A 26,926-nucleotide genomic window follows, 5' to 3' on the forward strand; every position below is an offset into this window, starting at 1 on the left:
GAGAGTAGGCCCTGGTCAGATGATGGCTTTCAGGCAGAACAGGGCGGTGCCCGGATTCCGCGTGGACGGATGAAAGGCGAACTCCAGTGGCGCGCTGGCATCGCGCGCCATGGTCAGGAAGCCCAGGCCGGCGCCCTTGCTGTCGGTGGGGGTCTCGGCGCGCAGGGACTCGCGGTAGGCCTGCTTGATCTGCTCGATCGACATGCTGCACAGGGGTTCGAGGCGCACGCGCAGGGCCTGGACCTTGTCGCTGACGATGGGATTGGCGCAGAGCATCTGGTAGTTGCCATCCTGGCGGGTGATACAGACCGAACCCTGGCCCAGCTTGGCATCCGCGAGCGTGTCCGGGGGCAGGGCATCGGCGGAATAGTGCAGGACGTTCTGTGACAGTTCGATGAAGGAGGAAAACAGCTTGCGCCGGGTGGCGCCGCTGATGCCCTCGAATTCCAGTTGCAGTTTCACCACCTCGGCCATGGCGGCGACGATGCCATGGGAGAAGTAACCGTGGTGATAGAAGATCACCTGTTGCTGCTGGGCGATCTCCAGGAAGGCCCCGTTCTCGGCTAGGGAGGTCAGCATGACGTCAGTCCACGCGGATGCAGAAGAAGGTGAGGTCGTCGCGGCGCTGCTCGTCGCCTTGCCAGGCGGCGAGATCGTCGGCGAGTTGCTGGCAGAACACCGCGGTCGGTGCCGTGCGCGCGTCGGTCAGCCGATTCAGGGCGCGTTTCTTGCCGAAGGAGGTGCGTCGCGGGCCGCCGATCTGGTCGAGCAGGCCATCGGTGGTGGCGAACAGCAGGCTTCCCGGTGGCAGCGGCAGGGTGGTGGCTGGCCAGCACTGCTCCAGCGGGCTGTCGGCATACCCCAAGCCCAGGCGCAGGGGGACCAGGGTCAGGACCTCCGCGGCGTCGGGCGCCAGGAGATGGAGCGGCAGGCGGGCGCCCGCATAGGTCAGGCCGTGGCCGTGGCGATCCACCCAGAAGCAGGCCAGGTCAAGGCCGTCGTTGGATTCGGAGATGCCCCCGGATTGCCCCAGCATCGCCTTGACACTCACGTTGATCGCCGCCAGCAGGGCGGAAGGATCACGCGGCCCCAGTTGTTGCAGGGCCTGGGTCAGGGAGGACGAGGCGATCATGGTCATGAAGGCGCCGGGCACCCCATGGCCGGTGCAGTCGGCGATGGCGCCGAACCAGCCGTCTTCGTATTGGGCGAAGTGATAGAAGTCGCCGCCGACCACGTCGCGCGGCTGCCAGACCAGGGTGGCGTCTTGGGCCATCACCGCCAGGGTCTCGCGAGAACTGCGCAGCATGGCCCGCTGGATGACGCTGGCGTATTCGATGCTGTGCATGATCTGGCGATTCTTCTCGGCCTGCAGATCTGCGACGATGCGCATCAGCTGCACGCCCAGGCCGAGGCCGACGAAGCGGCCTTCACGGGTGACGATGAAGCCATCGGCCAGCGCCTTCTCGCCCACCTCGACGGTGCGGCGGGTCAGCTCCTCGATGGACAGGCCGGCGTCCACCACCAGGGGTTCCTTGTCCATGAAGGCGATGCAGCTCTTGCGATCGTAGACTTCCCGGTGATATGGCTTGCTCATCTGCGAGAGGAAGATGTCGCGGTTGATGAGCCCGATCGGCCGGTCGTTCTCGATCACCGCGAGGCTGGTGATCTCGCGCCGCTCGTTGAACAGGTCCATGACCCTGGCATTGGTGTGCTCGGCCTCGACCGCCGGCCATTGCGTACAGAGATCCAGGGCGCTGCGCTGACAGGGGCGGAAGGCCGCGCGGGAGGAAGGCAGGGGAGCGGACGACATCGATAAGAATCCGTTCTCGGGAGGTCGATGCAGCCTAGGGGCTCCGTATTGAGCTTTGATGACAGGGGATGGCCAGGCGCCAGCATGGCGCTGCACCTGGCCTTGGGCGCTGGCGCTTCAACTCACCAGCAGCCCCAGGGAGCCGCGGGCGAACGGTTGGGGCGGGACGGCATTGAGCACCGCGCCTTGCAGGACCAGGCCGCTGTGGGCGAACTGGCGCTGGGTCGCCTCGATTTCCTTGGCGGTGTTGCAGCCATGGCGCGACACCAGCAGGCAGGTGCCGGCCTGGGCGGCGAGCAGTACCGCATCGGTCACCGCCAGCACCGGTGGGGTATCGAGGATCACCAGTTCGTAGTCCTGCTGCAGCCCACGCAGTAGCTCGGTACAGCGTGAGCTCATCAGCAGTTCGGCTGGATTGGGCGGCCGGATGCCGCCCACTAGGCAATCCAGGCCGGCGATTACCGTGGGCTGGATCGCCTGCTCGGGGGTCGCCAGGCCGGCCAGCACCTCGGCAAGGCCCGGGCGGCGCGTCAGTTGCAGGCGACGGTGCAGGCGCCCGCGACGCAGGTCGGCGTCCACCAGCAGCACCCGCATTCCGCCTTCCGCCAAGACCCGCGCCAGCTGCACGGCCACCGAGGACTTGCCGGCGCCCGGGCTGGCGCTGGTGACCAGCAGCAGGTCATTGCGCGCCTCGGTACGGGCGAAGGCCAGGCTGGTGCGCAGGATCCGCAGTGCCTCCTGATAGCCGGCGTCGAGCGGCGTCTGCAGCGGTCCTCCGGCCTGGCGACCTGGCGCCAGGGGCAGTTGCGCCAGCACCGGCAGGCCGAGTTCTTCCAGGCTTCCAGCGTCCTCGATGCCACGCTCCAGGCTGGCGCGCAGATAGACCCAGGCGCCGCCGGCCAGGCAGCCGAAGAGCAGGGCGCTGAGGATCAGCAGGGGTTTCTTCGGGTAGACCGGCGCAATCTGGGTATAGGCGTGGTCGATGATGCGCACATCGCTCACCGTGCCGGCTCGCACCACCGAAAGCTCCTGGATGCGCCTGCTGATCAGCGCATAGACCTTGTCTGCCGCCTCCACCTCGCGTTGCAGGCGCAGCACCTCCTGCTGGGTCTGCGGCAATTGGCCCAGGCGCCGCTGCAGGACCTGACGCTGGCGATTCAACACCTGGCGCCGCGCCAGCAGGGTCTGGTACAGGGGGTGGGTGGGGGTGAAGCGCAGGGCCAGGCCCAGGCGCTCCATTTCCAGGGCCGATAGCTGGCCGTCGAGCTCCACCGCCTGGCTCAGCAGGCTGCGTCCCTCCGCACCGATGGCGATGGAGCCCCGTTGCCGCTGGTAGCTGTCCAGGGCCTGGCGACCGGCACTCAGGCGCTGGTTCACCCGTGGCAGCTCCTGGCGCAGGAAGGCCAGCTGCTGGGTGGACTCGTCGGCATTGCGGGTCACGTCCTGGCGCACATAGGCCTCGGTGATGCCCTGCAGGATGCGCTGGGCCCGCAGGGCATCGGTATCCTGCAACTGGATCGAGAGGATGCCCGAGCGCTTGCCGCGCTCGCTGACCCTGAGTCGCTCCTGCAGCGCCTGGATGGCCACGCCGCGGCGCTGCTTGACCAGGATGAATTCGGTGCCTGGATAGGCGTGCAGCTGGGCGATGTCCAGCCGCAACTCGCCCGCACTGGCCGGCTGGCCCAGGCGGCCCTCCAGCAGGCGGTTCCCCTTGGCATCGGCCAGCACGAAGCGATCGGGTGCCTCGGCGGTGAGGGTAAGCGGCTGGCCATAGAGGGCAGCGGGTACCGTGAGACTGGCGATCGTGAGCTGCTCTCCGCCCCAACCGAACCGATGGAGGCCGAACGGCGCGGTGGCTATCGCCGCGCTGGCCCGTTCGTGGCGGCGCGCCAGCCAGTCGCCGAGCAGCGGCACCCGCCGCGGGGTGACGCTGAGGTCGAGGCCCAGGGCATCCACCACCTCTCCAACCACGCGCCGCGAGGTGAGCAACTGCATCTCGGTGATGGCTTCCGGCGGTGGCATGGGGCGGCCGTTGTCCGCGTCGTCCAGGCGCACGATGCCACGCTGGTATTCGATCTGCAGGGTCGCCACCGCCTGATAGCGCGGAGCGGCGAACTGGGCGTAGGCCACACCCAGCAGGGTGCAGAGGACAACGCAGGCGAGCAGGCCGCGGCGATGGCGCCAGAGCGCGGCGCAGTAGCGCGCGAAACCGATGTCCGCGGCGTGAGGAGCAGGGGGTAGAGCCTGATGCGACTTGTCCATGCAGGAGCGGGCCTTGGGCAGGTACGGTGAGGACAGCCGTCGCGGCCGATGCCTGTCCGGGGGAGACGGCGGTCGGCGAACCGGGGTCGAGATTTTCACACCAGGCTGGGCACAGCTGGGAACGCCAGGCGCTGGATCAAGGATCCGCGCCTTGTCGGCTGGAGTGCTGCGTCGACTCTAAGCGAAAGCAAAAGCCAAAAATGTGACACCCCGTGCAGAACGCGCCGGATGCCGGCTTGGCAGCGTCAAGGTGCTAAGGCAGTCTTCTTTGCGACCTGTCATGCCTGCCGACGACGCACCGTGGCAGGCCCTGTTCCTCGTCCCTCCAGTGGGGCCGTCGAGCCAGTCTTTGTGTTAAGCGGCGTCGCCCCCGGGTGATGCCGTGTTCCTGACGGCTTCTTGAATGTAGTCAGCGGTTGAAGCCCGGTTACCCGCCTGTGTGGCCTCATGCCCACGCGCGGTCCTGTACCGGTTGTACCAGGCCTGCGGAGGGTAGCGCCTGGTTCTTCACTGCCCTGGACGGCGTTCTCGACTGCATGGCTGTCAGGAGACAGGACAATGAGTGTGGCATCTGGCGTTACCCATTCCGGGGTCCGGGTCGGACGATGGCCGTTCTGGCTGGGTGGTCTGGCGGTTGGCCTGTTGCTGCTGGCTGCGCTGCTCTGGCGCCTGCCGGATTTCCGCGACGGTACCGGGGCGCAGAATCTCGAAGCCAGCTACCACGTGCTGCTCAGTCTCAACGCCCTGGATGAATCCGGCGTGACCCGCCACTGGTGGCTGCCCACCATCACCCTGGGCGGCAGCCATGACCAGCAGGTGTCCTGGGGCGCCACCATCCCGACCCACAGTGGCGATTACGTCTACACCAGCTTCAGCAGCTACGGTTTTCTCGCCCCCTATCTGGGGCTCAAGGTCGCCGGCCTGCCGCCTTCAATGCACAACCTGGCGCTGTTCAACGCCGCCCTTGGCGCCCTGACGGCGCTGCTGCTGTTCCGCTTGCTGTACCTGGTCTTGCGCAGCCAGGGCGCCAGTCGCGCCCTGGCCGCCGGCACCGCGGTGCTGGGCTGCCTGATCGCCGTGTTCAGTCGCGAGGCACTGCTCTCCCAGGGTCTGCTCTACTGGGTGCAGAGCTTCTACCAGGTGCTGCTGCTGGCCAGCCTGCTGACCTTCTTCCACTACCTCCAGGCACCAGTGGGCCAGCGTGCCCGTCTTGGCTGGGTACTGGCCGGGCTGGTCTGTTTCGGCGCCCTGACCGAATGGACCGGCTACGTCTTCGGCGGCGGCCTGGTCGCGCTGTTCTGGCTGCAACGTCGGCAATGGCCGGAAGGACAGCGGATGGCCTGGCGGCTGGCCTTCGCCACGGCGCTGGCCGGCCTGCTGGTGCTGCTGCACTACAGCCTGGCGGCGGGCCTCCTGCCGACGCTCAAGGCCTTTGCCCGGCGCTTTCTCGCCCGCAGCCCGAACAATGCCCATTTGACCGACTTCTTCGCCGGTTATGGGCTGTCGTTCGGGCTGTTCCTGGCGGCAGTGGCCATCGCCCTGGGCGTGCTGTTGTGGAAACGGCGGACGCTGAACTGGCCGCGCAGCACGGCCCTGCTGCTGGCCGCCGCCAGTCTGCCGCTGCTGGAAAACCTGCTGCTGCTGCAGCACGCCACCCAGTTTTCCTTCGACCGTCTCAAGTTCATCTTTCCCGCCGCGCTGGTGCTCGGCCTGGCCTTCATCGCCCTGAAAACCCCCGGGCGCGCCCTGCTTGCTGTCTTGCTGGTGGCAGCCGCGCTGCAGAACGGCCAGACCTATCGCCAGGATATCGCCGGCTACGCCGGCTGGCACGTCATCGACCAGCAGAACCAGGCCCTGGTGGGGCTGGTGAAGGGCCAGGTCGCGCTGGACTGCACCCTCATCTCCACCGACATGACGGTGCGCGGCTACGCCAACCTGCTGTTCCACCGCAGCATCCACGAATTGCAGCGCCAGCCACTGGACTACCACCGCGAGTCGGGGGCCTGTGGCGGGCTCTATCTGGAAGGCCGGGATTTCCGCGTCGACCTGCCTGAATACACCCGCGCCCGCCTGAGTCTGGCGGACGGCCGCCAGCTGACCTACGCCAAGGTCGAAGGTGACTGGCGCCTGCAATGAACGCCTTATCCATGAACACGCCGCGAGGAAACCGGGAATGCCGGGTACGCTGATCAATCGACTGAGTTTTCTGGCCCTGGGTGGCCTGATGGTCCTGCAGTTCGGCGTCTTCGAACAGAGCCCGACCAATCCGGTGGGCATCCGCTACGTGGGCGAGTTGTACCTGGCGATCTGCCTGGGTTTCTTCGTGCTCTTTACCCTGAGCACCTGGCAGCGACCGCAGCGTGACTATCAGCTGCTGATGGGCTTCTGCCTGTTTTCCACGGCGGTGTTCGTTGGCCTGCCGGCGCTGTTCGCCCAGCTGTTCTGGGGCCAGCCGCTGGTCTATGGCCTCATCGAGGAGCGACGGGTGCTTTACTGCTTCAGCGCCTTTCTGGTGCTCTATCTGGCCAAGCGCCTGAATGCCCCCCAGTTCGAAAACCTGATCATCCTGGTCGGGCTGCTCTCGGCACTGCTGTGCTGGCTGTCCTACTTCAAGATGCTGCCCGACCTGCGCGACGAGGTGAAGGACCTCAGCCGCCCCGGGCGCGCGTCCACGGGCGCGGGGGCCATCTTCTTCGGCTATTTCATCTGCATCTACTTCGCCGGTCGCGGGCGCTCCTTCATCGACGGCCAGCTGCGCCCCAAGCTGCGTCACGGCATGCTGGCGCTGTTCTTTCTGGCGACCATCGTGGTGGTGCTGCAGACCCGCCAGCTGATCGTGGTCTGCCTGGTGTTCACCATCCTCGCCCTGCGTGCGCGCCTGGTGGGACCGGCGCTGTTCGGCGCCATCATCGTGGCGCCGCTGATCCTCTATCCGCACCTCCTGGAAACCCTCGGCTTCAACCTGGATTTCTATGCGCGCTCGGTGCAGGAAGGGCCAACCGACAACGTTCGGGAAAACACCATTTCCCAGATCATCAACCACCTGCAGCTGTACAACGGCTTGCCCAGCGGCAGCCTGAGCCTGATGTGGAACGACGGCTTCAAGCCGATCTTCGGCGACTACTTCTTCCTCTCCGACGTCGGCATCTTCGGCACCGTGTTCCGCTTCGGCTTCCTGTCCGTCCTGGTCATTCCCATTGGCCTGGCGGTCCATTACCTGGTCGCGCGCAAGCTGAGCCGGGACCTGGAATTCACCCTGGCGGTGTTCCTCGCCTTCATGACCATCTGGCCGCTGCAGGGCCTGTTCGAATACCAGGGCACCGCCGCCTTGCTCTTTGTCATGCAGGCGCTCAAGACCTATCACGGCGCGCCCCAGGTCGGGAGGGTGACCCTGCAGGAGCGACCGGCGGCCCTGCCGTCCGGTCACCAGCCCTTGCCGGTCTAGCGATCCGTTCTAGCAGCCGGTCAGTCGCTCGACGCGACGCTCGCCGGGAAAGAAGAAGGGACGCAGGCGCACGCCCAGGCTATTGCCGGCGAAGGCCGCCACCAGCCACAGCCAGCCGTGCAGGCTGCCCGAGGCGATGCCGCTGAAGTAAGCGCCGATGTTGCAGCCGTAGGCCAGGCGTGCGCCGTAGCCCAGCAGCAGGCCGCCGAGCACCGCCGCGATCAGAGACTGCGCGGGAATGCGCAGGCTGGGGGCGAAGCGACCGGCCAGGCCGGCGGCGGCCAGGGCACCCAGCATGATGCCGAGGTTCATCACGCTGGTGATGTCGAACCAGAACGGCTCGGCCAGCGCCCGGGCATTCGCCGGTTGCTGCCAGAAGGCCCAGCCGGACACGTCCAGGCCGAGCAGCCCGGCGCCCTTGGCGCCCCAGAGCGCGAAAGCCGAGGTGACGCCCCAGGGGCGACCAGCCAGGGCCAGGGTGATGAAGTTGAGCACGGCCAGGGCGATGGCACCCCAGACCAGCGGCCAGCTGCCGCGCAACAGGCGCGCCGCGCCCAGATGTTCGCCGGGGACCGTGACTTCCAGGCTGCCATGGCGACGGCGCTCCAGCACCACCGTGGTCCAGGCGATCAGCGCGAACAGCGCCAGGCTGACCAGGATACCGGGCAGCACACCCAGGCTGGTCACCAGGGAGGTCGGCGGCAGGCTGGGCAGGGCGAACCACCAGCCCAGGTGCTGGGTGGCGACGAGCGAACCGATGACGAAGAACAGCAGCGTCACCAGCATCCGCGCATTGCCGCCGCCGGCGGTGAACAGGGTGCCGGAGGCGCAGCCACCGCCCAGTTGCATGCCGATGCCGAACAGGAAGGCGCCAACCACCACCGAGGTGGACAGCGGCGAGACGTTGCCACGGACCGCCTCGCCGAAAAGGCTGCCAGCGCCCAGGGCGGGAAAGAACAGCAATACGGCCAGGGCCAGCATCACCATCTGGGCACGCAGGCCGGCGCCGCGGCGGTCACGGATGAAAACCCGCCAGGCCGAGGTAAAGCCAAAGGCAGCGTGATAAAGGGTCAGGCCCAGCGCGCCGCCCAAGAGTAGCAAGAGTGCCTGGCGGCTACCTGCGGCCTGTCCGACGAAGACCATGCCCAGGGCGAGCAGGAGCGCGGCCCAGAGAGCGGCCCAGGGCAGGCGCGGGGAGGAAAGCGTGGAGGTCTGCTGCATCATGGTTCCAGTAGGTTCGAACTATAGTCCGACAATTTTAGTAGGACTTGTCAGGGAATCCCAGCGGACAGACGCGGCTGCTTGAATGAAAGCGTTACATCTATATAACCAGTGGTTATAAGTCTTCTGGCTCAGCCTTTTGACGTGGAGCGTGGTCAAAGCGGCCAAAGAAATCTCTTGGAGCTGCCGTGTCATCCGCCCTCGTCTTGCCTGCCATCGTTCTGCCCACCTGGTCGCGGCTGCGCGGCTGGACCGCCCTCGCTGGTGCACTGGTACTGGCCGGTTGCAGCCTGACGCCCACTTCCCAGGGGCCCACCCGCTCGCCAGCCGAGGTGCGGGCCGAGCTCCTGCGCCTGCTGCCCGCCAACGTGTCTGATCGGCAGGGCTGGGCGAGCGACATCCAGACCGCCTTCAGCGCCCAGGAGCTCGATCCCTCGACGGACAACCTCTGCGCCGTGCTGGCCGTGGCGGAGCAGGAGTCCACCTACCAGGTCGATCCTCCGGTGCCGGGGCTGGGACGGATCGCCCGCGAGGAGATCGATCGGCGCGCAGCGCGGGCCTATGTACCCCAGTTGCTGGTGCGCACGGCGCTCAATCTCCAGTCGCCCAGTGGCAAGACCTATGCTCAGCGCCTGGACGGTGCCCGTACCGAGCGCGAACTGAGTCTGATCTTCGAGGACTTCATCGCCATGGTACCGCTGGGTAGCCAGCTGTTCGGACGCTTCAATCCGGTGCGCACCGGCGGCCCCATGCAGGTCAGCATCGACTTCGCCGAGGCCCATGCCCGCGACTATCCCTATGACCGCGAGGGCTCCATTCGCCACGAGGTGTTCAGCCGACGTGGTGGCCTCTATTTCGGCACCGCGCACCTGCTGGGCTATCCGGCGGACTATCCCACCCCGCTGTATCGCTTCGCCGATTTCAACGCCGGCTGGTATGCCAGTCGCAACGCCGCCTTCCAGAGTGCGGTGAGCCGAGCTTCAGGGGTGAAGCTGGCGCTGGATGGTGATCTGGTGGTGCCCGGTTCGCGGACCCAGGGCGAGACCGAGCGCGCGGTGAATCGCCTGGCCCCGGCACTGGGCATGAGCGACATCGCCATCCGCCACGATCTGGAAGCGGGCAACTCGGAAGACTTCGCCAAGACCGATCTCTATGCCAAGGTCTATGCCCTGGCCGAGCGCAAGGCCGGTCGCAGCCTACCGCGTGCCGTCCTGCCGGGCATCACCCTGGAGAGCCCCAAGATTACCCGCACCCTGACCACCGCCTGGTTCGCCCAGCGGGTGGAAGAGCGCTGGCAGCGCTGCCGGAGCCGCGCCGCGCGCTGAGTGGGGCAGGGGCCGAACGGCGCTGTCAGGGCGATGAGGGCCAGGGCAAGGTATGGCAATTGGCCAGACTATTGCCCTACCATGGGGAGATGAAGCGGCCTTACGCCGTACGGTTCTGGTGTAGTCCCCTAGAGGTCCAGATGACCGATATCCCCGGCTCCCGGTTGACGCTTATCGTCGACCAGCCCACCCCCTCGGCCCGCCATCGGCTGCCGCCCCGCGAACAGGCCAAGGCCCTGCGCCTGCTGCGCACCCTGGGCCTCGAAGCCAATACCCCGCCCGAGCTGGTGCTGGCCTGGCTGGAACGCCGCGATGGCGGCTGCTCGCTACCGGAAGCGGCGCGCCAGATCGGCCTGGGCAACTGGCTGGGGATCACCACCAGCCTGGCCGACCTCACGCAGAACCTGGCGCGCTTCGAGGCGGCCTATGCCCTGGACAACGTGCTCGACTCCCTGACCACCCTGGTCGAGCAATCACCGCCCGAGTCCCGCTAGCGGCTAGAGTCCGGCGCCGCGGATGTTGACGTAGAGGCTATAGAGCGAGTGGGAGCCGGCCATGAACAGCCGGTTGCCTTCCGGGCCACCAAAGCAGAGGTTGGGGCAGCGTTCCGGCAGATGGATATGCCCCAGTGCCTTGCCGCTGGGATCGAACACCCGCACGCCATCGAGCACCTCGGGCTTGGCCGCCGGGGCGCCGCTGCTACCCCAGCCGCACCAGAGATTGCCCGCCACGTCGCACTTGATGCCATCCAGGGCGCCGAACTCCAGCGCCTCGATGTGCTTGCGGCGCTCGCCCAGGCTGCCGTCGTCCTTGACGGTATAGGCCCATACCAGGCGATTGGGCTTGGCGCGGCCCTCGACCACATAGAGCAGCTTTTCGTCCGGCGAGAAGGCCAGGCCATTGGGGCCGTTGAGGTCGCCGATCACCCGGGTGACCGCCAGACTCTCGCCGTCGATGCGATAGACCCCGTCGGGTTGCTCGGTCTTCACGCGATGGCCCTCGTAATCGCTGTTCGCCTGGAACGGCGGATCGCTGAACCAGATGGAGCCATCCCGCTTGACCACCACGTCATTGGGGGAGTTGAACGGCTTGCCCTCGAAGCCATCGGCCAGCACCGTGATGCGGCCATCGTGCTCGGTGCGGGTGACCCGCCGGCCCTGGCCGTGGGTGGTGGAGCCTTCGCAGGCGATCAGCCGGCCCTGGCGGTCGCGGGTCAGGCCATTGGAGAAATTCGACTGGGCGCGATAGGTGTCCAGCCGGCCGCTGACCTCATCCCAGCGGATGATGCGGTTGTTGGGGATGTCGCTCATCAGCAGGTAGTTGCCGTCGCCGATCCAGACCGGCCCCTCGGCCCAGCGCAGACCGGTGGCCAGACGCTCGACGCTGGCATTGAAGAGGCGCAGTTCCAGGAAGCGGTCATCAAGGATCTCGATGAGCGGATCGGGATAGCGTTGGCTCAGGGGTTCGGCGGCACGGGCGAGGCTGGGCAGCGTGAGGGCGGCACCGCAGACCAGGCCGCCCTGGAGCAGCCGGCGACGTGACAATGGCCGAGCGAGACCCGGATGGGAGTCGTGCATGAGGCAGGTCCTTGCTTGTTATTGTTGGACGAGACGATACGCATCAGCCCGGCGAGCCAGGCTGATCGTACGACATCATATGTCTTGTGGTGGATCGCGCCAACCCGGGTGCTGACCTAGTCGGCGTCCAGCACCAGGCAGGTACGGCCACGGCCCTCGCGCTTGGCCTGATAGAGAAGGCGATCGGCTTCGTGCAGGAAACCTTCGAGGTCGTTGGCGAGGCCACTGAAGACGCCCGCACTGAACGACAGCGGTGGCGCGCCGGGGGCATAGGTCTGGGCGTGGCAGTAACGCCGCAACAGATCCAGTGCCTGCAGCAACTGCTCCGGCGGCATCCGGCTGACCAGGGCGAATTCCTCGCCACCCAGGCGACCGGTCAGGTCCTGGGGCAGGGTGCGCGCCAGGGCCTGGGCGAACACCACCAGGGCGCTGTCGCCACTGGCATGACCGTATTCGTCGTTGATGCGCTTGAAGTGATCCAGGTCGAGCATGGCGACGCTGAGCGACCGCCCCTCGCGCTCGGCCTGGCGAAACCAGTCCCGGGCCTGATCCTGGAAGGCGCGGCGATTGCGCAGGCCGGTGAGGGAATCGTACTGGGCGGCATGGGTCAGGGCGCGCATGAGATCCCGACGCTCCAGGGTCGAGACCACCCGGCAGTTGAGCTCCTCGGGGCAGAAGGGTTTGCGCAGGAAGTCATCGGCGCCCTGCTTGATGAACTTGGCGCTGAGCGACCCCTTCTCGTCCGCTGACAGCCCGATGATGCTGAGATCGTGACGCCGCAGCTTCTGGCGCAGCAGCTGCACCAGTTCGAAACCGCTGATGCCGGGCATGCTGTGGTCCACCACCAGCAGGTCGATGTCCGGCTGTTCCTGCAACAGGCGCAGGGCCTCGTTGCCATCGCAGGCATCCAGCAACTGGTAGCGGTGGGGCGTCAGCACGTGGCGGATGTAGTTGCGGGTGGCGTCGGAATCCTCGGCGATCAGGATCTTCACCGCGGTATTGCTATCCAGCCGGCGCAGCAGGCGGAAGGCGAATTCGTAGGAGTACTGGCTCTCCTTGAGCACATAGTCGACCACGCCCTTGGTCAAGAGGTCGTCGCGCCGACGTTCGTCGTAGGAGCCGCTCAGGACGATGCAGGGCAGCCGATAGCGCAGCACCAGGTCGACGCTTTCGCCATTGGCGGCGTCGGGCAGGTTGAGATCCACCAGGGCGGCGAAGAAGAGGTTGGCCGAGGTCTCCAGCATCAGCTCGGCTTCGGCCAGGGTGGCGCAGAACACCGGCTCGAATTCGCGCTGCTGCCGAAAGAGGTGCGCCAGGATCTTGAGGACCATGGGGCTGTCTTCGATGACCAGGATGGAACGCACCGGTAACTCCTGCAGGGCAAAGGTCGGCCGAGAGCGGGTCTGGCGTCAGGTGAAGCGATGATTCGCCTAGGCGTATCGGCCAAAGGGTCGGCGACTTGAATGGTCGCCGATCCTTCGATTCAGCTGTCCTGCTGGCCTTCGAGTTGGCGCTGCCGGGGCAGGCGCAGGGCGTCGTCGCGCGGTAGCGGGCGACTCAGCAGGTTGCCCTGCACCTTGTCCACCTGCAAGGCCTTGAGGGTCGCCAGTTCGGCGAGGGTTTCCACGCCCTCGGCGATCACTTCCTTACGCGTCTCGCGGGCGAAGGCGATGATCGCCGAGGCCAGCGCCCGGCGTTCGGCGTCGCTGTCGATGTCACGGACCAGGCTCATGTCCAGTTTGATCATGTCCGGGCGCAGCTTGAGGATGTGCCTCAGGCTCGAATAACCGGCGCCGGCATCGTCGATCGCCAGGCGCACGCCCTGCGCCCGTAGCGGCCGCAGCTGGGCGTGGAGGGCGTCGTAGTCGTTCACCTCGGCATGCTCGGTGATCTCCAGTACCAGCCGTCCCGGCGGATTGCCAGCCAGCAGCGCGGGCAGGCGGCCGGCCAGGATGGTCTGCGGTGAACAGTTCATGGTCAGGTAGGTATCGTCCGGCAGGCTCTGCAAACCTTGCAACGCATAGCGCATGGCGCTTTCTTCGAGTTCGTCGCCCAGGCCGATGGCGCTGGCCTCGGAAAACCACAGGTCGGGGCTGCGTTGCGGTGGGCAGTGGAAGCGCGACAGGGATTCCCAGCCGGCAATGCGTAGATCGGCCAGGTAATAGATCGGCTGGTAGACGATGCTGGGTTGATGGGCGGCCACCGCGCCCTGGATACGTTGGCGCATCTCAACCTGGCCGCGGCGGCTGGAAGCATCCAGGCTGAGACGATCCGCCACCAGTTCGGCGAAGGTTCGTACCAGTTCCAGATCGCGCGGACTCAAGGTTGGATCAGGCTGGTACTTGAAGCAACAGAAGGTGCCATAGAGTTCGCCATCGCTGAGACGGACAGGCACGCTCAGGTGCGCGCCGATGGGCACGGCGCGGGTTTCCGGGATCAAGCGGGTGGCGCCGATGGCGCGGGTATCGGGGATCAGTTCAGGCAGATGACCGGTGACCACCTGCTGGCAATAGCCCTGGCTGAGCGGCAGCGCATCACCGGCCTTGATCGGCGCGTCGGGCTCGGCATCGACATTGCGGAAGACGCGATCCTGCTGGCGAAATTCAGCCAGAAAGGCCACGTCCATGTTCAGATGAGTGCGCAGCGCGTGCAGCACCTTGTCGATGCAGCCCTGGCTGCTCAGATTGCCGGTATCCAGGCCAACCACGTCCAACAACTCGGTACCTGATTCCCTCATATCCTCACTCCCGGGAAACTACGACCTGAACCAGTGTAGAGCCTGGAATGAATTTGTCAGTCAAATGGCCTCGTCCTTTCGACTTAACCCTGCTCGGCGTACCAGGCCTCGAAGGCGGGCAGGGCCATGGGCCGGGCCAGCAGATAGCCCTGGACCTCGTCACAGCCGGCGTCTTGCAGAAAGGTCAGCACGTCTTCCGTCTCTATGCCTTCGGCGACGCTGCGATAGCCCAGCTTGCCGATCAGCGCCAGCAATGCCCTGACCACCTCCTGCTTGCGCGGGTCGCTGGGCAGGTCATGGATCAACGAGCGGTCGAGCTTGACGCTGGTGACCGGTAATTCGTAGAGGTAGGCGAAATTGCTGTACCCGCTGCCGAAGTCGTCGATGGCGATGTTCAGTCCCAGGGCACGCAGGTCGTGCAATTGGGCGATGGCTTCCGGATTACGCCTGAGCCATTCACCTTCGGTGATCTCGACTTCCAGCCGCCGCGGGTCCACACCTTGGCGCTGGCAGGTCTCGCGCAGCAGCGCCACCAGGTCGCCCTCGTCGAAATCCCGGGGCGACAGGTTGAGCGACAGCCGCCCCTGGTAGTCACTGTCCCAGCGCGCCAGCTGGGCGATGGCGGTGCGGATCACCCAGCGCGTGACGCTGTGGATCAGCGCGGTCTTCTCGATCGCCGGGATGAAGTCGCCGGGCGCGATGGGGCCGAGTTGCGGGTGAGTCCAGCGCAGCAAGGCCTCTGCACTGCACAGGGTGCGGTCGGGCAAGGCCAGGCGTGGCTGGAAGGCCAGGCTGAAGTCGCCGCGTTCGAGGGCTTCGGGAAGTTGCCGCACCAGCTGGAAGATCCGCTGGAAGGCCTGATCCTGCGGTCGCTCGTAGAGTCCCCAGTGGCGCGGGCTCAGGGCCGCCTGGTCGACGGCCACCAGGCCCTTGCGCAGCAGGTCGCGCACCTCGCCTGGCGTCAGCACGAAGGGCACCACGCCGGCCTTCACCGGTGGGTCGATGGGAATCCGGTCGGCTTGGACCGGCGTCCTCAGCTGGGTGATCAGGGCGTCCAGCAGGGGTGGATAGTCGCAGTCCGCGGGCAGCAGGAAGGCGAATCGCCTGGTATCCACGTGATAGACCTTGGCCCGCTCGCTCAGGGCGTCGCACAGCCGGAGGGCCAGGCAGCGCAGGAAGGTCTCGAAGGGCCACATGCCCTGGGCCAGGACCAGTTGGTCCTTCCACTGGGTTTCCAGGGGGTCCACCAGCACCAGCAGACGCAACTCGCCGGGACGGAGTTCGGCCAGTTGGGCGACATCCGCCTGGAACTGCTGGCGGTTGGGCAAGCCGCTGACCGGGTCGCGTCGGCGCAGGTGCTGGCGCAAGGCGATCAGCCTCATCACCTGGGCGGCGAAGTCGTCCAGCCGCTTGCGTTCCGTCGCGTTCAGTTCCCGTGGCTGGCTGTCGAGAATGCACAGGCTACCGATGGCATAGCCGCCCTCGGTGACCAGGGTCGAACCCGCATAGAAGCGCACATGGGGGGCGAGCACCACCAGCGGGTTATGGCTGAAGCGCGCATCGCAACGAGCATCGTTGATCTCCATCCGGCCGTCCGCCGCCTGGATGGTATGGGCGCAGAAGGCGTCCTCTCTCGGCATCTGCGGCAGGTCGAAGCCGACCCGTGCCTTGAACCACTGACGGTCGCGATCCACCAGGCTGATCAGCGCGGTCGGTACGTTGAAGCTGCTGGCGACCAGCTCGCAAAGGCGATCGAATTCCTCCGCTGGCGCCGAGTCGAGCAACTCCAGGGCGTGCAGGGCGTTGAGGCGATCATCTTCATACTGCAGGAAATCGGCCATCGGGCTATCTCGGGCGGGTCGATGAGCCTTGTACGGGCAGCAAGCGCATCTTGGGAAAACTGTTGCCACTCGAGCCGGGCGGGGACGGCAAGCGAGAGGCAGGTCGACTGAGGTATCGGCGAGAAATCGTAAGACTTTAGGCTTTTAATCTTTCCTGCCAGTGTAAAACCTTAGCGCGGCTGCACCTCAATCGCGAGCCCTGGTCGAAGAGACATTCGCCGCCGAGTATCCCTCATGACCCTCACCTGCCTGTTCGACATCAACGAGACCGTGCTCGACCTGTCCGCGCTGGATGGCCTGTTCAGCGAGCTGTTCGGCGATCCCCATAGCCGTGAACTGTGGTTCGCCCAGACCCTGCAGAATGCCATGACGGCCGAACTCTGTGGCCGCCATGCGCCCTTCGAGGCCCAGGGCCAGGCGGCGCTGGACATGGTCGGCGAGCGGCTCGGGCGTTCGCTGACCGCGTCCGACAAGCAGCGGGTGGCCGCGGCGCTGAAAGCCTTACCCGCCCATCCCGACGTCAGACCTGGACTCGACTTCGCCCGGGAGCAGGGCGTGCACTGTATCGCCTTCTCCAACAACGCCCGCGCCGCCACCCAGGCACAGCTTGAGCACGTCGGCCTGAGCGACGCCTTCTCCACCATTCTTTCCGCCGAGGACGCCGGCGCCAGCAAGCCGGCCACTGCCACCTATCGCCAGGCCGCCGCCAGCCTGGGGCAGCCGGCCGAGCGTCTGTGGCTGGTCGCCGTCCACGCCTGGGACATCGCCGGGGCCCAGGCCGCCGGCTTCAAGGGCGCCCTCGTGCAGCGGCGCCCCGACCAGGTGGCCAATCCCCTGGCACCACCCGTGGTGACCGGAAGCGACCTGAGAGAGGCAGTGGCGCGCATTCTGGCGCATGAGGGCCGCGGCTAGCGGCCTGGCGTGCTAACGTCCGCGCCATCACCGGCCAGGTGCCGGTTTTTCAAGACAGTGAGAGTCGCTTTGCCATGACGGATACCCTAGCCCGGCTGCGTGCCGGCGAACTGGCGGGGGCCACGCGGCTGACCCTGCGCGCCGACCTGACCGAGTTTCCCGAAGAGATCTATGCCCTGGCCGACAGCCTGGAAATCCTTGACCTGTCCGGCAACCGGCTGACCCGCCTGCCGGCCGACCTGGGTCGGCTGCACCGGTTGCGCATTCTCTTCTGCTCGGGAAATCCCTTCACCGAATTGCCCGAGGTGCTGGGCACGCTGCCCAACCTGGAGATGATCGGCTTCAAGGCCTGTGAGCTGGAGCAGGTGAGCGCGGCCGCACTGCCGCCGCGGTTGCGCTGGTTGATCCTGACCGACAACCGTATCGCTACCCTGCCGACCGCCTTGGGCGAGCGGCCGGCGCTGCAAAAACTGATGTTGGCGGGCAACCAGCTGGAGGCATTGCCGGCGAGCATGGCCGAGCTGCACCAGTTGGAGCTCCTGCGCCTGTCGGCGAATCGCTTCGCGGCGCTGCCGCCGGCCATTCTCGACCTGCCGCGGCTGACCTGGCTGGCCTATGGCGACAACCCCCTCGGCGCCGCCCGCGAACAGGCGGTGCGGGCCCAGGCGGCCCAGCAGCAACGCATCGCCTGGCGCGATCTGCAGCTTGGCGAGCGGCTGGGGGAGGGCGCCTCAGGCATCATTCACCAGGCGTGCTGGCAGTCGCCCGAGGGCCCGCGCGAGGTGGCGGTCAAGCTGTTCAAGGGCAGCATGACCAGTGACGGCACCCCGGAGAGCGAAAGCGCCGCCAGTCTCAGTGCCGGTACCCATCCCTGGCTGATCGGCGCCCTGGGCGATCTGGCCGATCATCCCGAGCAGCGCAGCGGCTTGGTGCTGGAACTGGTGGAACCGGCCTTCGGCAATCTGGCCGGTCCGCCCAGCTTCACCACCTGCAGCCGTGACGTCTATCCGGAAGACACCCGCTTTACCGCCGCCGCCGTACGCGAGATGGCGGGCGGCATGGCCAGCGCCCTGGCGCACCTGCATGGCCACGGCTTGGTCCATGGTGACTTCTATGCCCACAACATCCTCTGGGATGGCGGCGCGCGCTGCCTGCTGGGTGACTTCGGCGGTGCCTCCCTGCTGCCCGACGACACCGCGCAGGCCGCCCGGCTGCAGCGCTTCGAGAGTCGCGCCTTTGGCATCCTGCTGGACGAATGGCTGGCGCGGTGCAGTGAACCGGTCGATCCGGCCCTGGCGGCCCTGGCCGAGGAGTGCCAGCAGAGCACGCTGGATGCGCGCCCGCTGCTGGCGGACGTGGCGCGTCTCCTGCAGGGTCGGGCCGACACCTAGCCTAGCGCCCAGTCCACGGCAGCCAGGGCGTGCAGCCGGGTGGTGTCGAACAGCGGCACCGCACTGTCGCTCTGGTCCACCAGCAGCATGATCTCCGTGCAGCCGAGCACGATGCCCTCGGCGCCCTGGGCGACCAGCTCGCCGATGACCGCGCGGTAGGCTTCCCGTGATTCCGCGCGTACCTCACCCCGCACCAGCTCCTCGTAGATGATGCGGTGCACGGTCTGGCGCCCTGCCAGCTCGGGTACCCGTACCTCCAGGCCAAAACGCTCCGTCAGGCGCTCGCGATAGAAGGCCTGTTCCATGGTGAAGGCGGTACCCAGCAGGCCGATGGTCTCGAGGCCCTGGGCACGGATCGCCGCACCCGTGGGGTCGGCGATGTGCAACAGCGGCAGCGGGGTGGCCGCCTCGAGTTCCGCCGCCAGGCAGTGCATGGTGTTGGTGCAGAGCACCAGGGCCTCGGCCCCGCCGGCGGCCAGTTGCCGTGCATGGTCTTGCAGGCGCTGACCCAGCGTCGTCCAGTCACCCGCATGCTGCAGGGCGGCGATCTCGGCGAAATCCACCGATAGCAAGAGACAGGCGGCCGAATGGCTACCGCCCAGCCGTCGCCGGACCTCTTCGTTGAGGATGCGATAGTAGTGAGCCGAACTCTCCCAGCTCATGCCGCCTAGCAGACCCAGGGTACGCATGGATTTTTCTCGCGGTGGCCAAAGAGGCCATCTTGCCTGGCGAGCGGGACAGATGAAGAGAGGCAGTGGCGCTTGGATGGAGCGGTACAGTGGGGCGTGCGACCGCCAGGCGGCAAGCGAGTCGGCGACTGGCGACGGCGCCACCCTTCGCTATGCTTGCCAAAGGCCACTGTCGGCCCTGGAGGTGATCGTCATGCTCAAGGCACTGTTCACCGCGGTAGCCCTGACGCTCTTCGCGTCTGCCAGTGTCCAGGCGGCGCCCTGTCGGGGTGCCCAGGGCAAGTTCGTCAAGTGCGACACGACCAAGGCCAAGGCCGCGCGATGCAAGGACGCCCAGGGCAAGTTCGCCAAATGCGGCATGCCTGGAGCCAAGCCGATCGACTAGGGCAAGCCGTCCGCCAGCCTGGAGGCCGACGGACGCCTCGCTTAGGCCACCTTGAAACGACCCACCAGCTGATTCATCTGCACCGCCAGTTGCGAGAGTTCGCTGCTGGCCGTGGCGGTCTGGCTGGCACCGGCGGCGCTCTGTACCGAGAGGTCGCGGATGGTCACCAGCGCCCGGTCCACTTCCCGGGCCACATGGGCCTGTTCTTCGGCAGCGGTGGCGATCAGGGTGGTGCGTTCGGTGATACCGGTCACCGCGCTGGTGATGACCGCCAGCGACTGTTCCGAATCCCGCGCCAGGTTCAGGGTGCGCTGGGCGAGACCGGCGGTGGCATTCATGGTGCTGACCGCCTCGCTGCTGCCGCGCTGCACCTGGCTGATGACGGCTTCGATCTCCTGGGTCGATTGTTGAGTCCGTTGCGCCAGCGCCCGTACCTCGTCGGCCACCACGGCGAAGCCCCGACCCGCATCACCGGCACGCGCGGCTTCGATGGCGGCGTTGAGGGCCAGCAGGTTGGTCTGTTCGGCCACCCCGCGGATCACCTCCAATACGGTGGTGATGTTGCCGACATCGTTTGCCAGTTGCTGGATTTGCTGGCTGCTGTCGGTGACGTTGCCATTGAGCGCCTCGATGGCATGCACGGTCTGCTCGACGCTGGCGCGACCCTGGCGCGAGGCGGTATCGGAATCACGCGCCTCGGTCGAGGTGCTCTCGGCGTTGCGGGCGACTTCTTCCACCGCCGCGGTCATCTGGTTGACGGCGGTGGCGGCCTGTTCGATTTCCTGATTCTGCTGATTCAGGCCCCGATTGGCGTCTTCGGTCACTGCGTGCATCTCGGTGGCGGCCGACGCCAGCTGGATGGCGGAATCGCTGATCTGCTGCAGGGTCTGCACCAGATTGCTGCGCATCCGCTCGAAGCTCAGGCTCAGTTGGTGGATCTCGTCGCGGCCCTGGTCATGCCAGGATTGCATGAGGTCGCCATTGGCGATGCTTTCGGCCACTGCCATGCTGCGGCGAACCGGCACCACCAGGCTCTGGGTGAAGCGCCAGGCGATCAGCAGGGTCATGACCAGTGCCAGGACCATGGTAGCGGTCACATAGGTGAGGCTCTGCTCATAGAGGCTGGTCGCTTCCTTGCCGATCTCGGTGGCCTGCTCGCGATTGACCTTGATGAGGCCCTGAACCTTGGCCAGCACCGGCTCGTTGAGCGGACGGAAGGTCTGGTTCAGATAGCTTCGGGCAGCGTCGGTGCCTTCGCTGGCCGAGCGCCGCAGCACCTCGTCCAGGGCCGTACGCCAGGGGGCGATGAGTTGGCGCAATTCCTGATAGATGCCGGCTTCCTTGTCGCTGCCGACCACGCTTTGATAGCTTTCCAGCGCCTTGCCGAAGCGCTCCAGCTCCTGCTTGAGCTGGGCCTGACTGGTCTGACTCACGTTGCTGTCGGTGGTCGTGACGAATCTCAGGGTTTCCAGGCGAATCTGCAGGATGGCGGACTCGAGTTCGGCTGCGATTCTGGTGCCGCCCAGGCTGCCATGCTCGATCTGTTGCTCGCTCTCCCGAAGCTTGCCGATCTGGTTCAGGCTGAATAGCCCGAGGCCAATCAGCAAGACCGCGAAACTGGTAAAGCACAGCAGCGCTCTGCTACCTATTTTCAGATTCCTTAATGACATTAACCGCTCCTAATTGCTGGAAATGACTGGCGGCAATGTTTCAAAAAACAATGGAACTTGAATCAGGTGGCCGATGAATAAGCTGAATCTGCGCTTGATCGGTAGCGCGATAGCTTTGCATCTTCTCTTTTTGTTTAGTCAATCTTATGGCGCTATTTTTCCGCTCTATCAGCCTGAGAGGCATTTTGGGATGTAATAAGGCATTCCTATACGACATGGGATCTTTGGTTGGCGTCCGAGCGGAGGGTAGCTATTGCACCTCAAGATGGTACTAATAAGGAAAATAACTGGATAACGTGGTCCTGCATTTCGGACTTAATGGTCCGAAATAATTTAAATAGTCCGGTATGGATGTTTTGCTTCAATCAAAACGCCAGGAAGTTAAAGGGCTAAGTTAACTACCGGCGCCCAAAGAAATAGCAATGATGAAATAACCGGAGGTAGGCGACGTGAGCGCGGGGTGGTGATGCAGGTTTCGAAGGCCCTTGTCCTGGCATCGGGCCGCTTGGGCCCGATGCCAGTTGAAAACCGGTTCTCAGTCGTCCTTCTGTGCCGACCCGGGTTCCGACCAGGCGCGGTGGCGTTCGGCCTTCTGGGCTTCGCTCTCGACGCGATTGAGCACCTCGCCCTCATGTTGGACCTCGGGCCCACCGCCGTAGACATGATCCAGGCCTTGCATCAGGGCGGCATAGCCCTGGGCCGCGACCTGTACCGGATCGTTCTTGGGACCGGCGCCGACGCTGGTGTCGTCCTCGCCGGCACGGTGGAAGAAGTTGGTATCGGTCTGGCCGGGCATGAGCACCGTGAGGGTCACGCCGCTGTCCTTGAGTTCGTTGCGCACGGCGAAGGCGAAGGAATTGATGAACGCCTTGGAGGCACCGTAGACCGCCTCGAAAGGAATCGGCGCCGTGGCCGAGATGGACGAGGTAAAGAGCACCCGGCCGCGACCGGCGGCGACCATGTCCGGCAAGACCAGCTTGGCCAGGTGCACGGTGGACATCACATTGAGCTGGATCAGCGCCATCTCGTCTTCCAGGCGTGTCTGGCCGACGAAGGCGCCGCCGAGGCCAACCCCGGCGTTGAGCACCACGACGTCCAGCGGCCGCCCTTGGCGGCGCAGGAATCTATAGGTCTCTTCCACGCCCACGGCGGTGCGCAGGTCGGCCGCATGGCTCCAGACCTTGACTCCCAGGGCGCGCAGCTCCCGCTCGGCGGCATCGAGGCCATCGCCACGGGAAACCAGCAGCAGATCATGGCCATGGCGGGCCAGCTGCTTGGCCAATTCGAAGCCGATGCCGCTGGAGGCACCGGTAACGGCGGCCAGTGGCCGGGTAACATTGCTCATGCTGAAATCCTCTGCAGACCTGTTGTAGCTGGGATCGTCGCGGAGGCGTGGCGCTCCCCGCAACCGACGGGTAACCCGAACCGGCATGGCATAATCGCCACGCCGTGTAGAGGAGACAAGCGATGCAGCCCGCGGATCTGGAAGCCCTGGTGACCTGGACCATGCCCTATGGCAAGTACGCCGGCCGTCTGCTGGCCGATCTGCCGGGTCACTACCTCAACTGGTTCGCCCGCAGCGGCTTTCCGCCCGGCGAACTGGGGCGGCTGTTGGCGCTGATGCAGGAGATCGACCACAACGGCCTCAAGCCGCTGCTCGATCCGCTGCGGCGACGCTAGTCCGCCACACGGCGCATATCGATATGAGGAATCCCATCCTCGTCATACACCCCTGAGCAGGGCGTGAAGCCGTAGCGGCCATAGTAGGCCTGCAGGTGGGCCTGGGCGGAGAGGAACAGCGGACGCCCGGGCCAGCGCCCGGCGCAGACCCGCAGGGCCTCTTCCAGCAACTGATGACCCAGACCGCTGCCCCGGCCTTCCGGCGCCACGATCACCCTGCCGATCACCGCCTCGTCACGCACCGCGCCGAGCAGCCGGAGATAGGCGAGCAGTTCGCCATCCTGCCAACCGAACAGGTGCCAGACGTCTTCCGTCAGATCCAGGCCGTCGGGATCGGGATAGACGCATTGCTGCTCCACCACGAAGACCCGGGCGCGCAGCACCAGGGCGGCATAGAGCTCGGCGGTGGTCAGTGTCGGGGCAGCACGGCAGGTCCACTGGATGGCCATGGTCAGTCCTTGCGCCGGCCGGACAGCATGCGGAAGCGATTGCGGTTGAGCAGCACGTAGCCGGTCAGTTGCAGGCCGGCGGCAAACAGCAGGCTGCGCATGGCGCCTGGCTCGGCGGGCCGTGGGCCCTGATAGAGGCCATAGAGGGCGAAGGCCACGCCCAGCAGGCCGAGGATAAAGAAGACCAGGCCGATCTTGGTCAGGCGGGGAAGGTTGCGCAGGTTCATGGGCATGTCGTCAAAGGCAAAGGCCGCCACGCTAACCGCCCGGACCGGGCTTGTCGAGCCGATAGGCAGCCGCGGCGTACTGGTCTAACGTGACCTGATGACCCTTGTCGCAGGAGCAGAGCCGCATGTTCAGTCATGTACAGGTAGGCGCGCGTGATCTGGAGCGCCTGATCGATTTTTACGACGGCGTGTTGCACGAACTCGGTCTGGTACGGATGCCGGCCGAAGACGACGGTGGCCCGCCCGGGTGTGGCTGGCAGCGGCCAGGTCGAGAGTGGCCGCAATTCTATGTGCAGTTGCCGTTCAATGGCCTGCCGGCCTCCTGGGGCAACGGCGTGCAGGTGAGTTTTGCCGCACCGTCACCAGCGGCAGTGGAAGCGGCCTGGCACCGGGCGCTGCAGCTGGGCGGCAGCGACGAGGGCGCGCCCGGGGTACGGCCAGGGTATGGCCCGGACTTCTACGCCGCCTATTGCCGCGACCCGGAAGGCAACAAGCTGTGCTTCGTCCATGCCGAGGGGCTGACCGCCGCCTGCGACTAGGGCCGTGCCTTGAGTCGTCGATCCAGCGGCTAGACGCTGGCCGACAGGGCGACCGCGTCGGTGCGGGCCGCCATGATGAAGTCGTTGCGGTGCAGGCCGCCGATGTTGTGCGTCCACCAGCTCACCGTCACCGCGCCCCATTCGGTGAGCAGGGCCGGGTGATGATCCTCGTCCTGGGCCTCCCGGCCGACCCGATTGGTGAAGTCCAGGGCTTCGAGAAAGTTGCCGAAGGCGTAGCGGCGCTCCAGCCGCGGAACCCCCTCGCGTTCCACCAGCGTCCACCCCGGGACGGCCTTGAGCAGTTCGGCGCTGGCGGCCTCGTTCAAGGCCGGCTCACTGGAGCGGCAGGGGACGCAATGGGACTGGGCGAGATTGGCCATGGGGCGCTCCTTGAGGGAAGAAAGTCACGAAAGCGGAAGGGTACCAGACCCGCCGGTCAGCCTATGGCGTCCCGTCCGACCATGGTCGAATGGCCCGAAACCGGTGCGCGCCGTACAACGGAAGGTAACAAGAACAACAGTTTCCCGCCGAGGAGATCGTCCCATGAGTGCCGCTTTCTACCCGGTCCGCGCGGAAGTCGCTTCCCGGACCCTGACCGATGAAGTCACCTATCGTCGCCTGTACCAGCAGTCCATCCTCAACCCCGATGGCTTCTGGCGCGAGCAGGCCCAGCGCCTGGACTGGATCAAGCCCTTCAGCCGGGTCAAGCAGACCTCCTTCGACGATCATCGGGTCGACATCCAGTGGTTCGCCGACGGCACCCTGAACGCCTCCTACAACTGCCTGGACCGCCACCTGGAAACCCGTGGCGACCAGACCGCCATCATCTGGGAAGGCGACGATCCGGCCGACAGCCGTCACATCACCTACCGCGAACTGCATCGCGAGGTCTGCCAGCTGGCCAACGCCCTGCGCGGCCAGGACATCCATCGCGGCGACGTGGTGACCATCTACATGCCGATGATTCCCGAGGCCGTGGTCGCCATGCTGGCCTGCGCCCGCATTGGCGCGGTGCACTCGGTGGTGTTTGGCGGTTTCTCCCCTGAATCCCTGGCCGGCCGCATCAGCGACTGCCAGTCCAAGCTGGTCATCACCGCCGACGAAGGCGTGCGCGGCGGTCGCAAGATCCCGCTCAAGGCCAACGTCGACGAGGCCCTGACCAACCCGGCCACCTATTCGGTGCGCAAGGTGATCGTCTGCAAGCGCACCGGCGCCGACATCGCCTGGCACCGCCACCGTGACGTCTGGTATGAAGACATCACCTCGGTGGCCCCGGAACACTGCGAGCCCAAGGAGATGTCCGCCGAGGCGCCGCTGTTCATCCTCTATACCTCCGGCTCCACCGGCAAGCCCAAGGGCATCCTGCACACCACCGGTGGCTACCTGACCTATGCCGCCCTGACCCACGAGCGGGTCTTCGACTATCGCCCCGGCGAGGTCTACTGGTGCACCGCCGACGTCGGCTGGATCACCGGCCACAGCTACATCGTCTACGGCCCCCTGGCCAATGGCGCCACCACCCTGCTGTTCGAGGGCGTGCCCAACTACCCTGACGTCACCCGTATGGGCCAGGTGGTGGACAAGCACCAGGTCAACATCCTCTACACCGCGCCCACCGCCATCCGCGCCATGATGGCCCAGGGCGATGCGGCCATGCAGGGCGTCGACGGCAGCAGCCTGCGCCTGCTCGGGTCGGTGGGCGAGCCCATCAACCCTGAGGCCTGGCACTGGTACTACAAGACCGTGGGCCAGGAGCGCTGCCCCATCGTCGACACCTGGTGGCAGACCGAGACCGGCGGCATCCTCATCAGTCCGCTGCCGGGCGCCATTGGCCAGAAACCCGGTTCGGCGACCCGCCCGTTCTTCGGCATCCAGCCGGCATTGGTGGACAACGAGGGCAACCTGCTCGACGGCGCCGTGGAAGGCAACCTGGTGATCCTCGACTCCTGGCCGGGCCAGTCGCGCTCCATCTATGGCGACCATGACCGCTTCGTCGACACCTATTTCAAGACCTTCAAGGGCATGTACTTCACCGGTGACGGCGCCCGCCGCGACGAAGATGGCTACTACTGGATCACCGGTCGCGTCGATGACGTGCTCAACGTCTCCGGCCATCGCATGGGCACCGCCGAGATCGAGAGTGCCCTGGTCGCCCATGCCAAGGTCGCCGAAGCGGCGGTAGTGGGCATGCCCCATGACCTCAAGGGCCAGGGCATCTATGTCTACGTCACCCTCAACCAGGGCGAGGAGGGCAGCGAGGCGCTGCGCCAGGAGCTCAAGCAGTGGGTACGCAAGGAGATCGGGCCCATCGCAACGCCCGACGTCATCCAGTGGGCGCCCGGTCTGCCCAAGACCCGTTCCGGCAAGATCATGAGGCGCATCCTGCGCAAGATCGCCGTGGGTGAGTATGACTCCCTCGGTGACATCTCCACCCTGGCCGACCCGGGCGTGGTGCAACACCTGGTCGGTACCCATCAGCAGATGAGCCAGGCCGTGGCCTGATCCATCCGCCTCGCCAACCGCCCGCGATCGTCACCGGTCGCGGGCGGTTTCTTTTGGGCGTCCCTATAAGGACTTGTCGCCAAGGTAAAAGCCCTGGCCGGTCAGCCGGGGCTAGAATCGCGCCAGCCGGCGGACCGGAGCGCACATCGGTCCGCTACCGGTGGCAAAGGCCAGGACAGGGGCACCACTCCGGCGTACCATGCGTGCACCCCACAAGGGTTTCATGGCGCGCGGTCCCCGGATCGGTCCGCACCCGCCGCTCTC

General features: G+C 66.1%; 24 protein-coding genes and 1 pseudogene. 10 read left to right on the forward strand and 15 right to left on the reverse strand.

What is annotated here, in order from left to right; all coding sequences use genetic code 11:
* Nucleotides 1-15: 15 nt before the first annotated feature.
* From ACUCV0_RS00740 to ACUCV0_RS00750, 3 genes are all read right to left on the reverse strand, one after another.
* Nucleotides 16-579: a SiaB family protein kinase gene (locus ACUCV0_RS00740; RefSeq protein ID WP_482211777.1), complete on the reverse strand. Its 564-nt coding sequence runs from the start codon at nucleotides 577-579 to the stop codon at nucleotides 16-18.
* 4 nt (nucleotides 580-583) lie between these two features.
* Nucleotides 584-1,810 (reverse strand): SpoIIE family protein phosphatase, encoded by a 1,227-nt coding sequence (locus ACUCV0_RS00745; RefSeq protein ID WP_482211778.1) that lies wholly within the window; start codon nucleotides 1,808-1,810, stop codon nucleotides 584-586.
* 117 nt (nucleotides 1,811-1,927) lie between these two features.
* A complete protein-coding gene (locus tag ACUCV0_RS00750) occupies nucleotides 1,928-4,072 on the reverse strand; it encodes a polysaccharide biosynthesis tyrosine autokinase (RefSeq protein WP_482211779.1) in 2,145 nt (714 codons plus the stop codon).
* 558 nt (nucleotides 4,073-4,630) lie between these two features.
* Between ACUCV0_RS00750 and ACUCV0_RS00755 the strand changes: the two genes are divergently transcribed.
* Nucleotides 4,631-6,208, forward strand: a complete 1,578-nt coding sequence (locus tag ACUCV0_RS00755) for a hypothetical protein (protein WP_482211780.1) — start codon at nucleotides 4,631-4,633, stop codon at nucleotides 6,206-6,208.
* Between the two features lie 37 nt (nucleotides 6,209-6,245).
* A complete protein-coding gene (locus ACUCV0_RS00760; protein ID WP_434775989.1) occupies nucleotides 6,246-7,517 on the forward strand; it encodes a hypothetical protein in 1,272 nt (423 codons plus the stop codon).
* A gap of 9 nt (nucleotides 7,518-7,526) precedes the next feature.
* On the opposite strand, the gene ACUCV0_RS00765 is transcribed toward ACUCV0_RS00760, so the two are convergent.
* Nucleotides 7,527-8,738 carry a YeeE/YedE thiosulfate transporter family protein gene (locus ACUCV0_RS00765; RefSeq protein ID WP_313648940.1) on the reverse strand — a complete coding sequence of 404 codons (1,212 nt, stop codon included), beginning with the start codon at nucleotides 8,736-8,738 and terminating at the stop codon, nucleotides 7,527-7,529.
* Between the two features lie 215 nt (nucleotides 8,739-8,953).
* Here ACUCV0_RS00765 and ACUCV0_RS00770 point away from each other — a divergent pair, with 215 nt between their 5' ends.
* Together ACUCV0_RS00770 and ACUCV0_RS00775 are read left to right on the forward strand one after the other, a co-directional pair.
* Nucleotides 8,954-10,063, forward strand: coding sequence for a DUF1615 domain-containing protein (locus ACUCV0_RS00770; protein ID WP_482212243.1), 1,110 nt, complete (start codon nucleotides 8,954-8,956; stop codon nucleotides 10,061-10,063).
* 140 nt (nucleotides 10,064-10,203) lie between these two features.
* On the forward strand, nucleotides 10,204-10,557 hold the full coding sequence (locus ACUCV0_RS00775) for a hypothetical protein (RefSeq protein ID WP_059313956.1): 354 nt from the start codon (nucleotides 10,204-10,206) through the stop codon (nucleotides 10,555-10,557).
* Between the two features lie 3 nt (nucleotides 10,558-10,560).
* Here ACUCV0_RS00775 and ACUCV0_RS00780 read toward each other — a convergent pair whose 3' ends face one another.
* The 4 genes from ACUCV0_RS00780 to ACUCV0_RS00795 all read right to left on the reverse strand — a co-directional run bounded on the left by ACUCV0_RS00780 (nucleotide 10,561) and on the right by ACUCV0_RS00795 (nucleotide 16,218).
* On the reverse strand, nucleotides 10,561-11,640 hold the full coding sequence (locus ACUCV0_RS00780) for an SMP-30/gluconolactonase/LRE family protein (protein WP_271654152.1): 1,080 nt from the start codon (nucleotides 11,638-11,640) through the stop codon (nucleotides 10,561-10,563).
* Nucleotides 11,641-11,756: 116 nt separating this feature from the next.
* Nucleotides 11,757-13,004 carry a diguanylate cyclase gene (locus tag ACUCV0_RS00785; protein WP_482211781.1) on the reverse strand — a complete coding sequence of 416 codons (1,248 nt, stop codon included), beginning with the start codon at nucleotides 13,002-13,004 and terminating at the stop codon, nucleotides 11,757-11,759.
* Between the two features lie 119 nt (nucleotides 13,005-13,123).
* On the reverse strand, nucleotides 13,124-14,377 hold the full coding sequence (locus tag ACUCV0_RS00790) for a sensor domain-containing phosphodiesterase (RefSeq protein WP_313648933.1): 1,254 nt from the start codon (nucleotides 14,375-14,377) through the stop codon (nucleotides 13,124-13,126).
* 83 nt (nucleotides 14,378-14,460) lie between these two features.
* Nucleotides 14,461-16,218 carry a putative bifunctional diguanylate cyclase/phosphodiesterase gene (locus ACUCV0_RS00795; protein ID WP_482211782.1) on the reverse strand — a complete coding sequence of 586 codons (1,758 nt, stop codon included), beginning with the start codon at nucleotides 16,216-16,218 and terminating at the stop codon, nucleotides 14,461-14,463.
* 234 nt (nucleotides 16,219-16,452) lie between these two features.
* On the opposite strand from ACUCV0_RS00795, the gene ACUCV0_RS00800 reads away from it, so the two are divergent.
* Nucleotides 16,453-17,130, forward strand: a complete 678-nt coding sequence (locus ACUCV0_RS00800) for a haloacid dehalogenase type II (RefSeq protein WP_482211783.1) — start codon at nucleotides 16,453-16,455, stop codon at nucleotides 17,128-17,130.
* Between the two features lie 74 nt (nucleotides 17,131-17,204).
* The gene (locus tag ACUCV0_RS00805) at nucleotides 17,205-18,521 is read left to right on the forward strand and encodes a leucine-rich repeat-containing protein kinase family protein (protein ID WP_482211784.1); all 1,317 of its coding nucleotides are present in this window, start codon (nucleotides 17,205-17,207) and stop codon (nucleotides 18,519-18,521) included.
* Here the strand turns inward: ACUCV0_RS00805 and ACUCV0_RS00810 are convergent.
* Entirely contained in the window at nucleotides 18,518-19,210 is a 693-nt protein-coding gene (locus ACUCV0_RS00810) for an aspartate/glutamate racemase family protein (RefSeq protein WP_482211785.1), read from the reverse strand. The genes ACUCV0_RS00805 and ACUCV0_RS00810 overlap by 4 nt on opposite strands.
* A 193-nt stretch (nucleotides 19,211-19,403) precedes the next feature.
* On the opposite strand from ACUCV0_RS00810, the gene ACUCV0_RS00815 reads away from it, so the two are divergent.
* Nucleotides 19,404-19,595: a hypothetical protein gene (locus ACUCV0_RS00815; RefSeq protein WP_434775999.1), complete on the forward strand. Its 192-nt coding sequence runs from the start codon at nucleotides 19,404-19,406 to the stop codon at nucleotides 19,593-19,595.
* A 41-nt stretch (nucleotides 19,596-19,636) separates the two neighbouring features.
* Here the strand turns inward: ACUCV0_RS00815 and ACUCV0_RS00820 are convergent, their stop codons facing one another.
* From ACUCV0_RS00820 to ACUCV0_RS00830, 3 genes and pseudogenes are all read right to left on the reverse strand, one after another.
* Nucleotides 19,637-20,503, reverse strand: coding sequence for a methyl-accepting chemotaxis protein (locus tag ACUCV0_RS00820; protein ID WP_423815236.1), 867 nt, complete (start codon nucleotides 20,501-20,503; stop codon nucleotides 19,637-19,639).
* Nucleotides 20,498-21,265, reverse strand: a pseudogene (locus tag ACUCV0_RS00825) (MCP four helix bundle domain-containing protein); the annotation flags it as partial. The pseudogene ACUCV0_RS00825 and the gene ACUCV0_RS00820, both read right to left, overlap by 6 nt.
* 535 nt (nucleotides 21,266-21,800) lie before the next feature.
* Complete coding sequence (locus ACUCV0_RS00830) at nucleotides 21,801-22,610, reverse strand: SDR family NAD(P)-dependent oxidoreductase (RefSeq protein ID WP_059313965.1); 810 nt, start codon at nucleotides 22,608-22,610, stop codon at nucleotides 21,801-21,803.
* A 122-nt stretch (nucleotides 22,611-22,732) separates the two neighbouring features.
* On the opposite strand from ACUCV0_RS00830, the gene ACUCV0_RS00835 reads away from it, so the two are divergent.
* On the forward strand, nucleotides 22,733-22,945 hold the full coding sequence (locus tag ACUCV0_RS00835) for a DUF3820 family protein (RefSeq protein ID WP_042136137.1): 213 nt from the start codon (nucleotides 22,733-22,735) through the stop codon (nucleotides 22,943-22,945).
* On the opposite strand, the gene ACUCV0_RS00840 is transcribed toward ACUCV0_RS00835, so the two are convergent.
* Complete coding sequence (locus tag ACUCV0_RS00840) at nucleotides 22,942-23,394, reverse strand: GNAT family N-acetyltransferase (RefSeq protein ID WP_271654160.1); 453 nt, start codon at nucleotides 23,392-23,394, stop codon at nucleotides 22,942-22,944. The two genes, ACUCV0_RS00835 and ACUCV0_RS00840, sit on opposite strands and share 4 nt — an antisense overlap.
* Nucleotides 23,395-23,396: 2 nt before the next feature.
* Complete coding sequence (locus ACUCV0_RS00845) at nucleotides 23,397-23,621, reverse strand: hypothetical protein (RefSeq protein ID WP_059316831.1); 225 nt, start codon at nucleotides 23,619-23,621, stop codon at nucleotides 23,397-23,399.
* A 125-nt stretch (nucleotides 23,622-23,746) separates the two neighbouring features.
* Here ACUCV0_RS00845 and ACUCV0_RS00850 point away from each other — a divergent pair, with 125 nt between their 5' ends.
* Nucleotides 23,747-24,160 carry a VOC family protein gene (locus tag ACUCV0_RS00850; RefSeq protein WP_271654161.1) on the forward strand — a complete coding sequence of 138 codons (414 nt, stop codon included), beginning with the start codon at nucleotides 23,747-23,749 and terminating at the stop codon, nucleotides 24,158-24,160.
* 29 nt (nucleotides 24,161-24,189) lie between these two features.
* Here ACUCV0_RS00850 and ACUCV0_RS00855 read toward each other — a convergent pair whose 3' ends face one another.
* Nucleotides 24,190-24,540: a 4a-hydroxytetrahydrobiopterin dehydratase gene (locus ACUCV0_RS00855; RefSeq protein WP_482211786.1), complete on the reverse strand. Its 351-nt coding sequence runs from the start codon at nucleotides 24,538-24,540 to the stop codon at nucleotides 24,190-24,192.
* 163 nt (nucleotides 24,541-24,703) lie between these two features.
* Between ACUCV0_RS00855 and acs the strand changes: the two genes are divergently transcribed.
* Complete coding sequence (gene acs, locus ACUCV0_RS00860; protein ID WP_059313969.1) at nucleotides 24,704-26,662, forward strand: acetate--CoA ligase; 1,959 nt, start codon at nucleotides 24,704-24,706, stop codon at nucleotides 26,660-26,662.
* Nucleotides 26,663-26,926: the final 264 nt, after the last annotated feature.

The organism is Pseudomonas sp. VMV1 (assembly GCF_056790235.1).

Bases quoted from the DNA above. Each gene is read 5' to 3' on its own strand.
- acs (WP_059313969.1), top strand. From the start codon at position 24,704: ATGAGTGCCGCTTTCTACCCGGTCCGCGCGGAAGTCGCTTCCCGGACC.
- ACUCV0_RS00845 (WP_059316831.1), bottom strand. From the start codon at position 23,621: ATGAACCTGCGCAACCTTCCCCGCCTGACCAAGATCGGCCTGGTCTTC.
- ACUCV0_RS00780 (WP_271654152.1), bottom strand. From the start codon at position 11,640: ATGCACGACTCCCATCCGGGTCTCGCTCGGCCATTGTCACGTCGCCGG.
- ACUCV0_RS00810 (WP_482211785.1), bottom strand. From the start codon at position 19,210: ATGCGTACCCTGGGTCTGCTAGGCGGCATGAGCTGGGAGAGTTCGGCT.
- ACUCV0_RS00850 (WP_271654161.1), top strand. From the start codon at position 23,747: ATGTTCAGTCATGTACAGGTAGGCGCGCGTGATCTGGAGCGCCTGATC.
- ACUCV0_RS00840 (WP_271654160.1), bottom strand. From the start codon at position 23,394: ATGGCCATCCAGTGGACCTGCCGTGCTGCCCCGACACTGACCACCGCC.
- ACUCV0_RS00790 (WP_313648933.1), bottom strand. From the start codon at position 14,377: ATGAGGGAATCAGGTACCGAGTTGTTGGACGTGGTTGGCCTGGATACC.
- ACUCV0_RS00745 (WP_482211778.1), bottom strand. From the start codon at position 1,810: ATGTCGTCCGCTCCCCTGCCTTCCTCCCGCGCGGCCTTCCGCCCCTGT.
- ACUCV0_RS00835 (WP_042136137.1), top strand. From the start codon at position 22,733: ATGCAGCCCGCGGATCTGGAAGCCCTGGTGACCTGGACCATGCCCTAT.
- ACUCV0_RS00755 (WP_482211780.1), top strand. From the start codon at position 4,631: ATGAGTGTGGCATCTGGCGTTACCCATTCCGGGGTCCGGGTCGGACGA.
- ACUCV0_RS00775 (WP_059313956.1), top strand. From the start codon at position 10,204: ATGACCGATATCCCCGGCTCCCGGTTGACGCTTATCGTCGACCAGCCC.
- ACUCV0_RS00805 (WP_482211784.1), top strand. From the start codon at position 17,205: ATGACGGATACCCTAGCCCGGCTGCGTGCCGGCGAACTGGCGGGGGCC.
- ACUCV0_RS00795 (WP_482211782.1), bottom strand. From the start codon at position 16,218: ATGGCCGATTTCCTGCAGTATGAAGATGATCGCCTCAACGCCCTGCAC.
- ACUCV0_RS00830 (WP_059313965.1), bottom strand. From the start codon at position 22,610: ATGAGCAATGTTACCCGGCCACTGGCCGCCGTTACCGGTGCCTCCAGC.
- ACUCV0_RS00750 (WP_482211779.1), bottom strand. From the start codon at position 4,072: ATGGACAAGTCGCATCAGGCTCTACCCCCTGCTCCTCACGCCGCGGAC.
- ACUCV0_RS00820 (WP_423815236.1), bottom strand. From the start codon at position 20,503: ATGCGCAGCAATCTGGTGCAGACCCTGCAGCAGATCAGCGATTCCGCC.
- ACUCV0_RS00760 (WP_434775989.1), top strand. From the start codon at position 6,246: ATGCCGGGTACGCTGATCAATCGACTGAGTTTTCTGGCCCTGGGTGGC.
- ACUCV0_RS00800 (WP_482211783.1), top strand. From the start codon at position 16,453: ATGACCCTCACCTGCCTGTTCGACATCAACGAGACCGTGCTCGACCTG.
- ACUCV0_RS00765 (WP_313648940.1), bottom strand. From the start codon at position 8,738: ATGCAGCAGACCTCCACGCTTTCCTCCCCGCGCCTGCCCTGGGCCGCT.
- ACUCV0_RS00815 (WP_434775999.1), top strand. From the start codon at position 19,404: ATGCTCAAGGCACTGTTCACCGCGGTAGCCCTGACGCTCTTCGCGTCT.
- ACUCV0_RS00855 (WP_482211786.1), bottom strand. From the start codon at position 24,540: ATGGCCAATCTCGCCCAGTCCCATTGCGTCCCCTGCCGCTCCAGTGAG.
- ACUCV0_RS00740 (WP_482211777.1), bottom strand. From the start codon at position 579: ATGCTGACCTCCCTAGCCGAGAACGGGGCCTTCCTGGAGATCGCCCAG.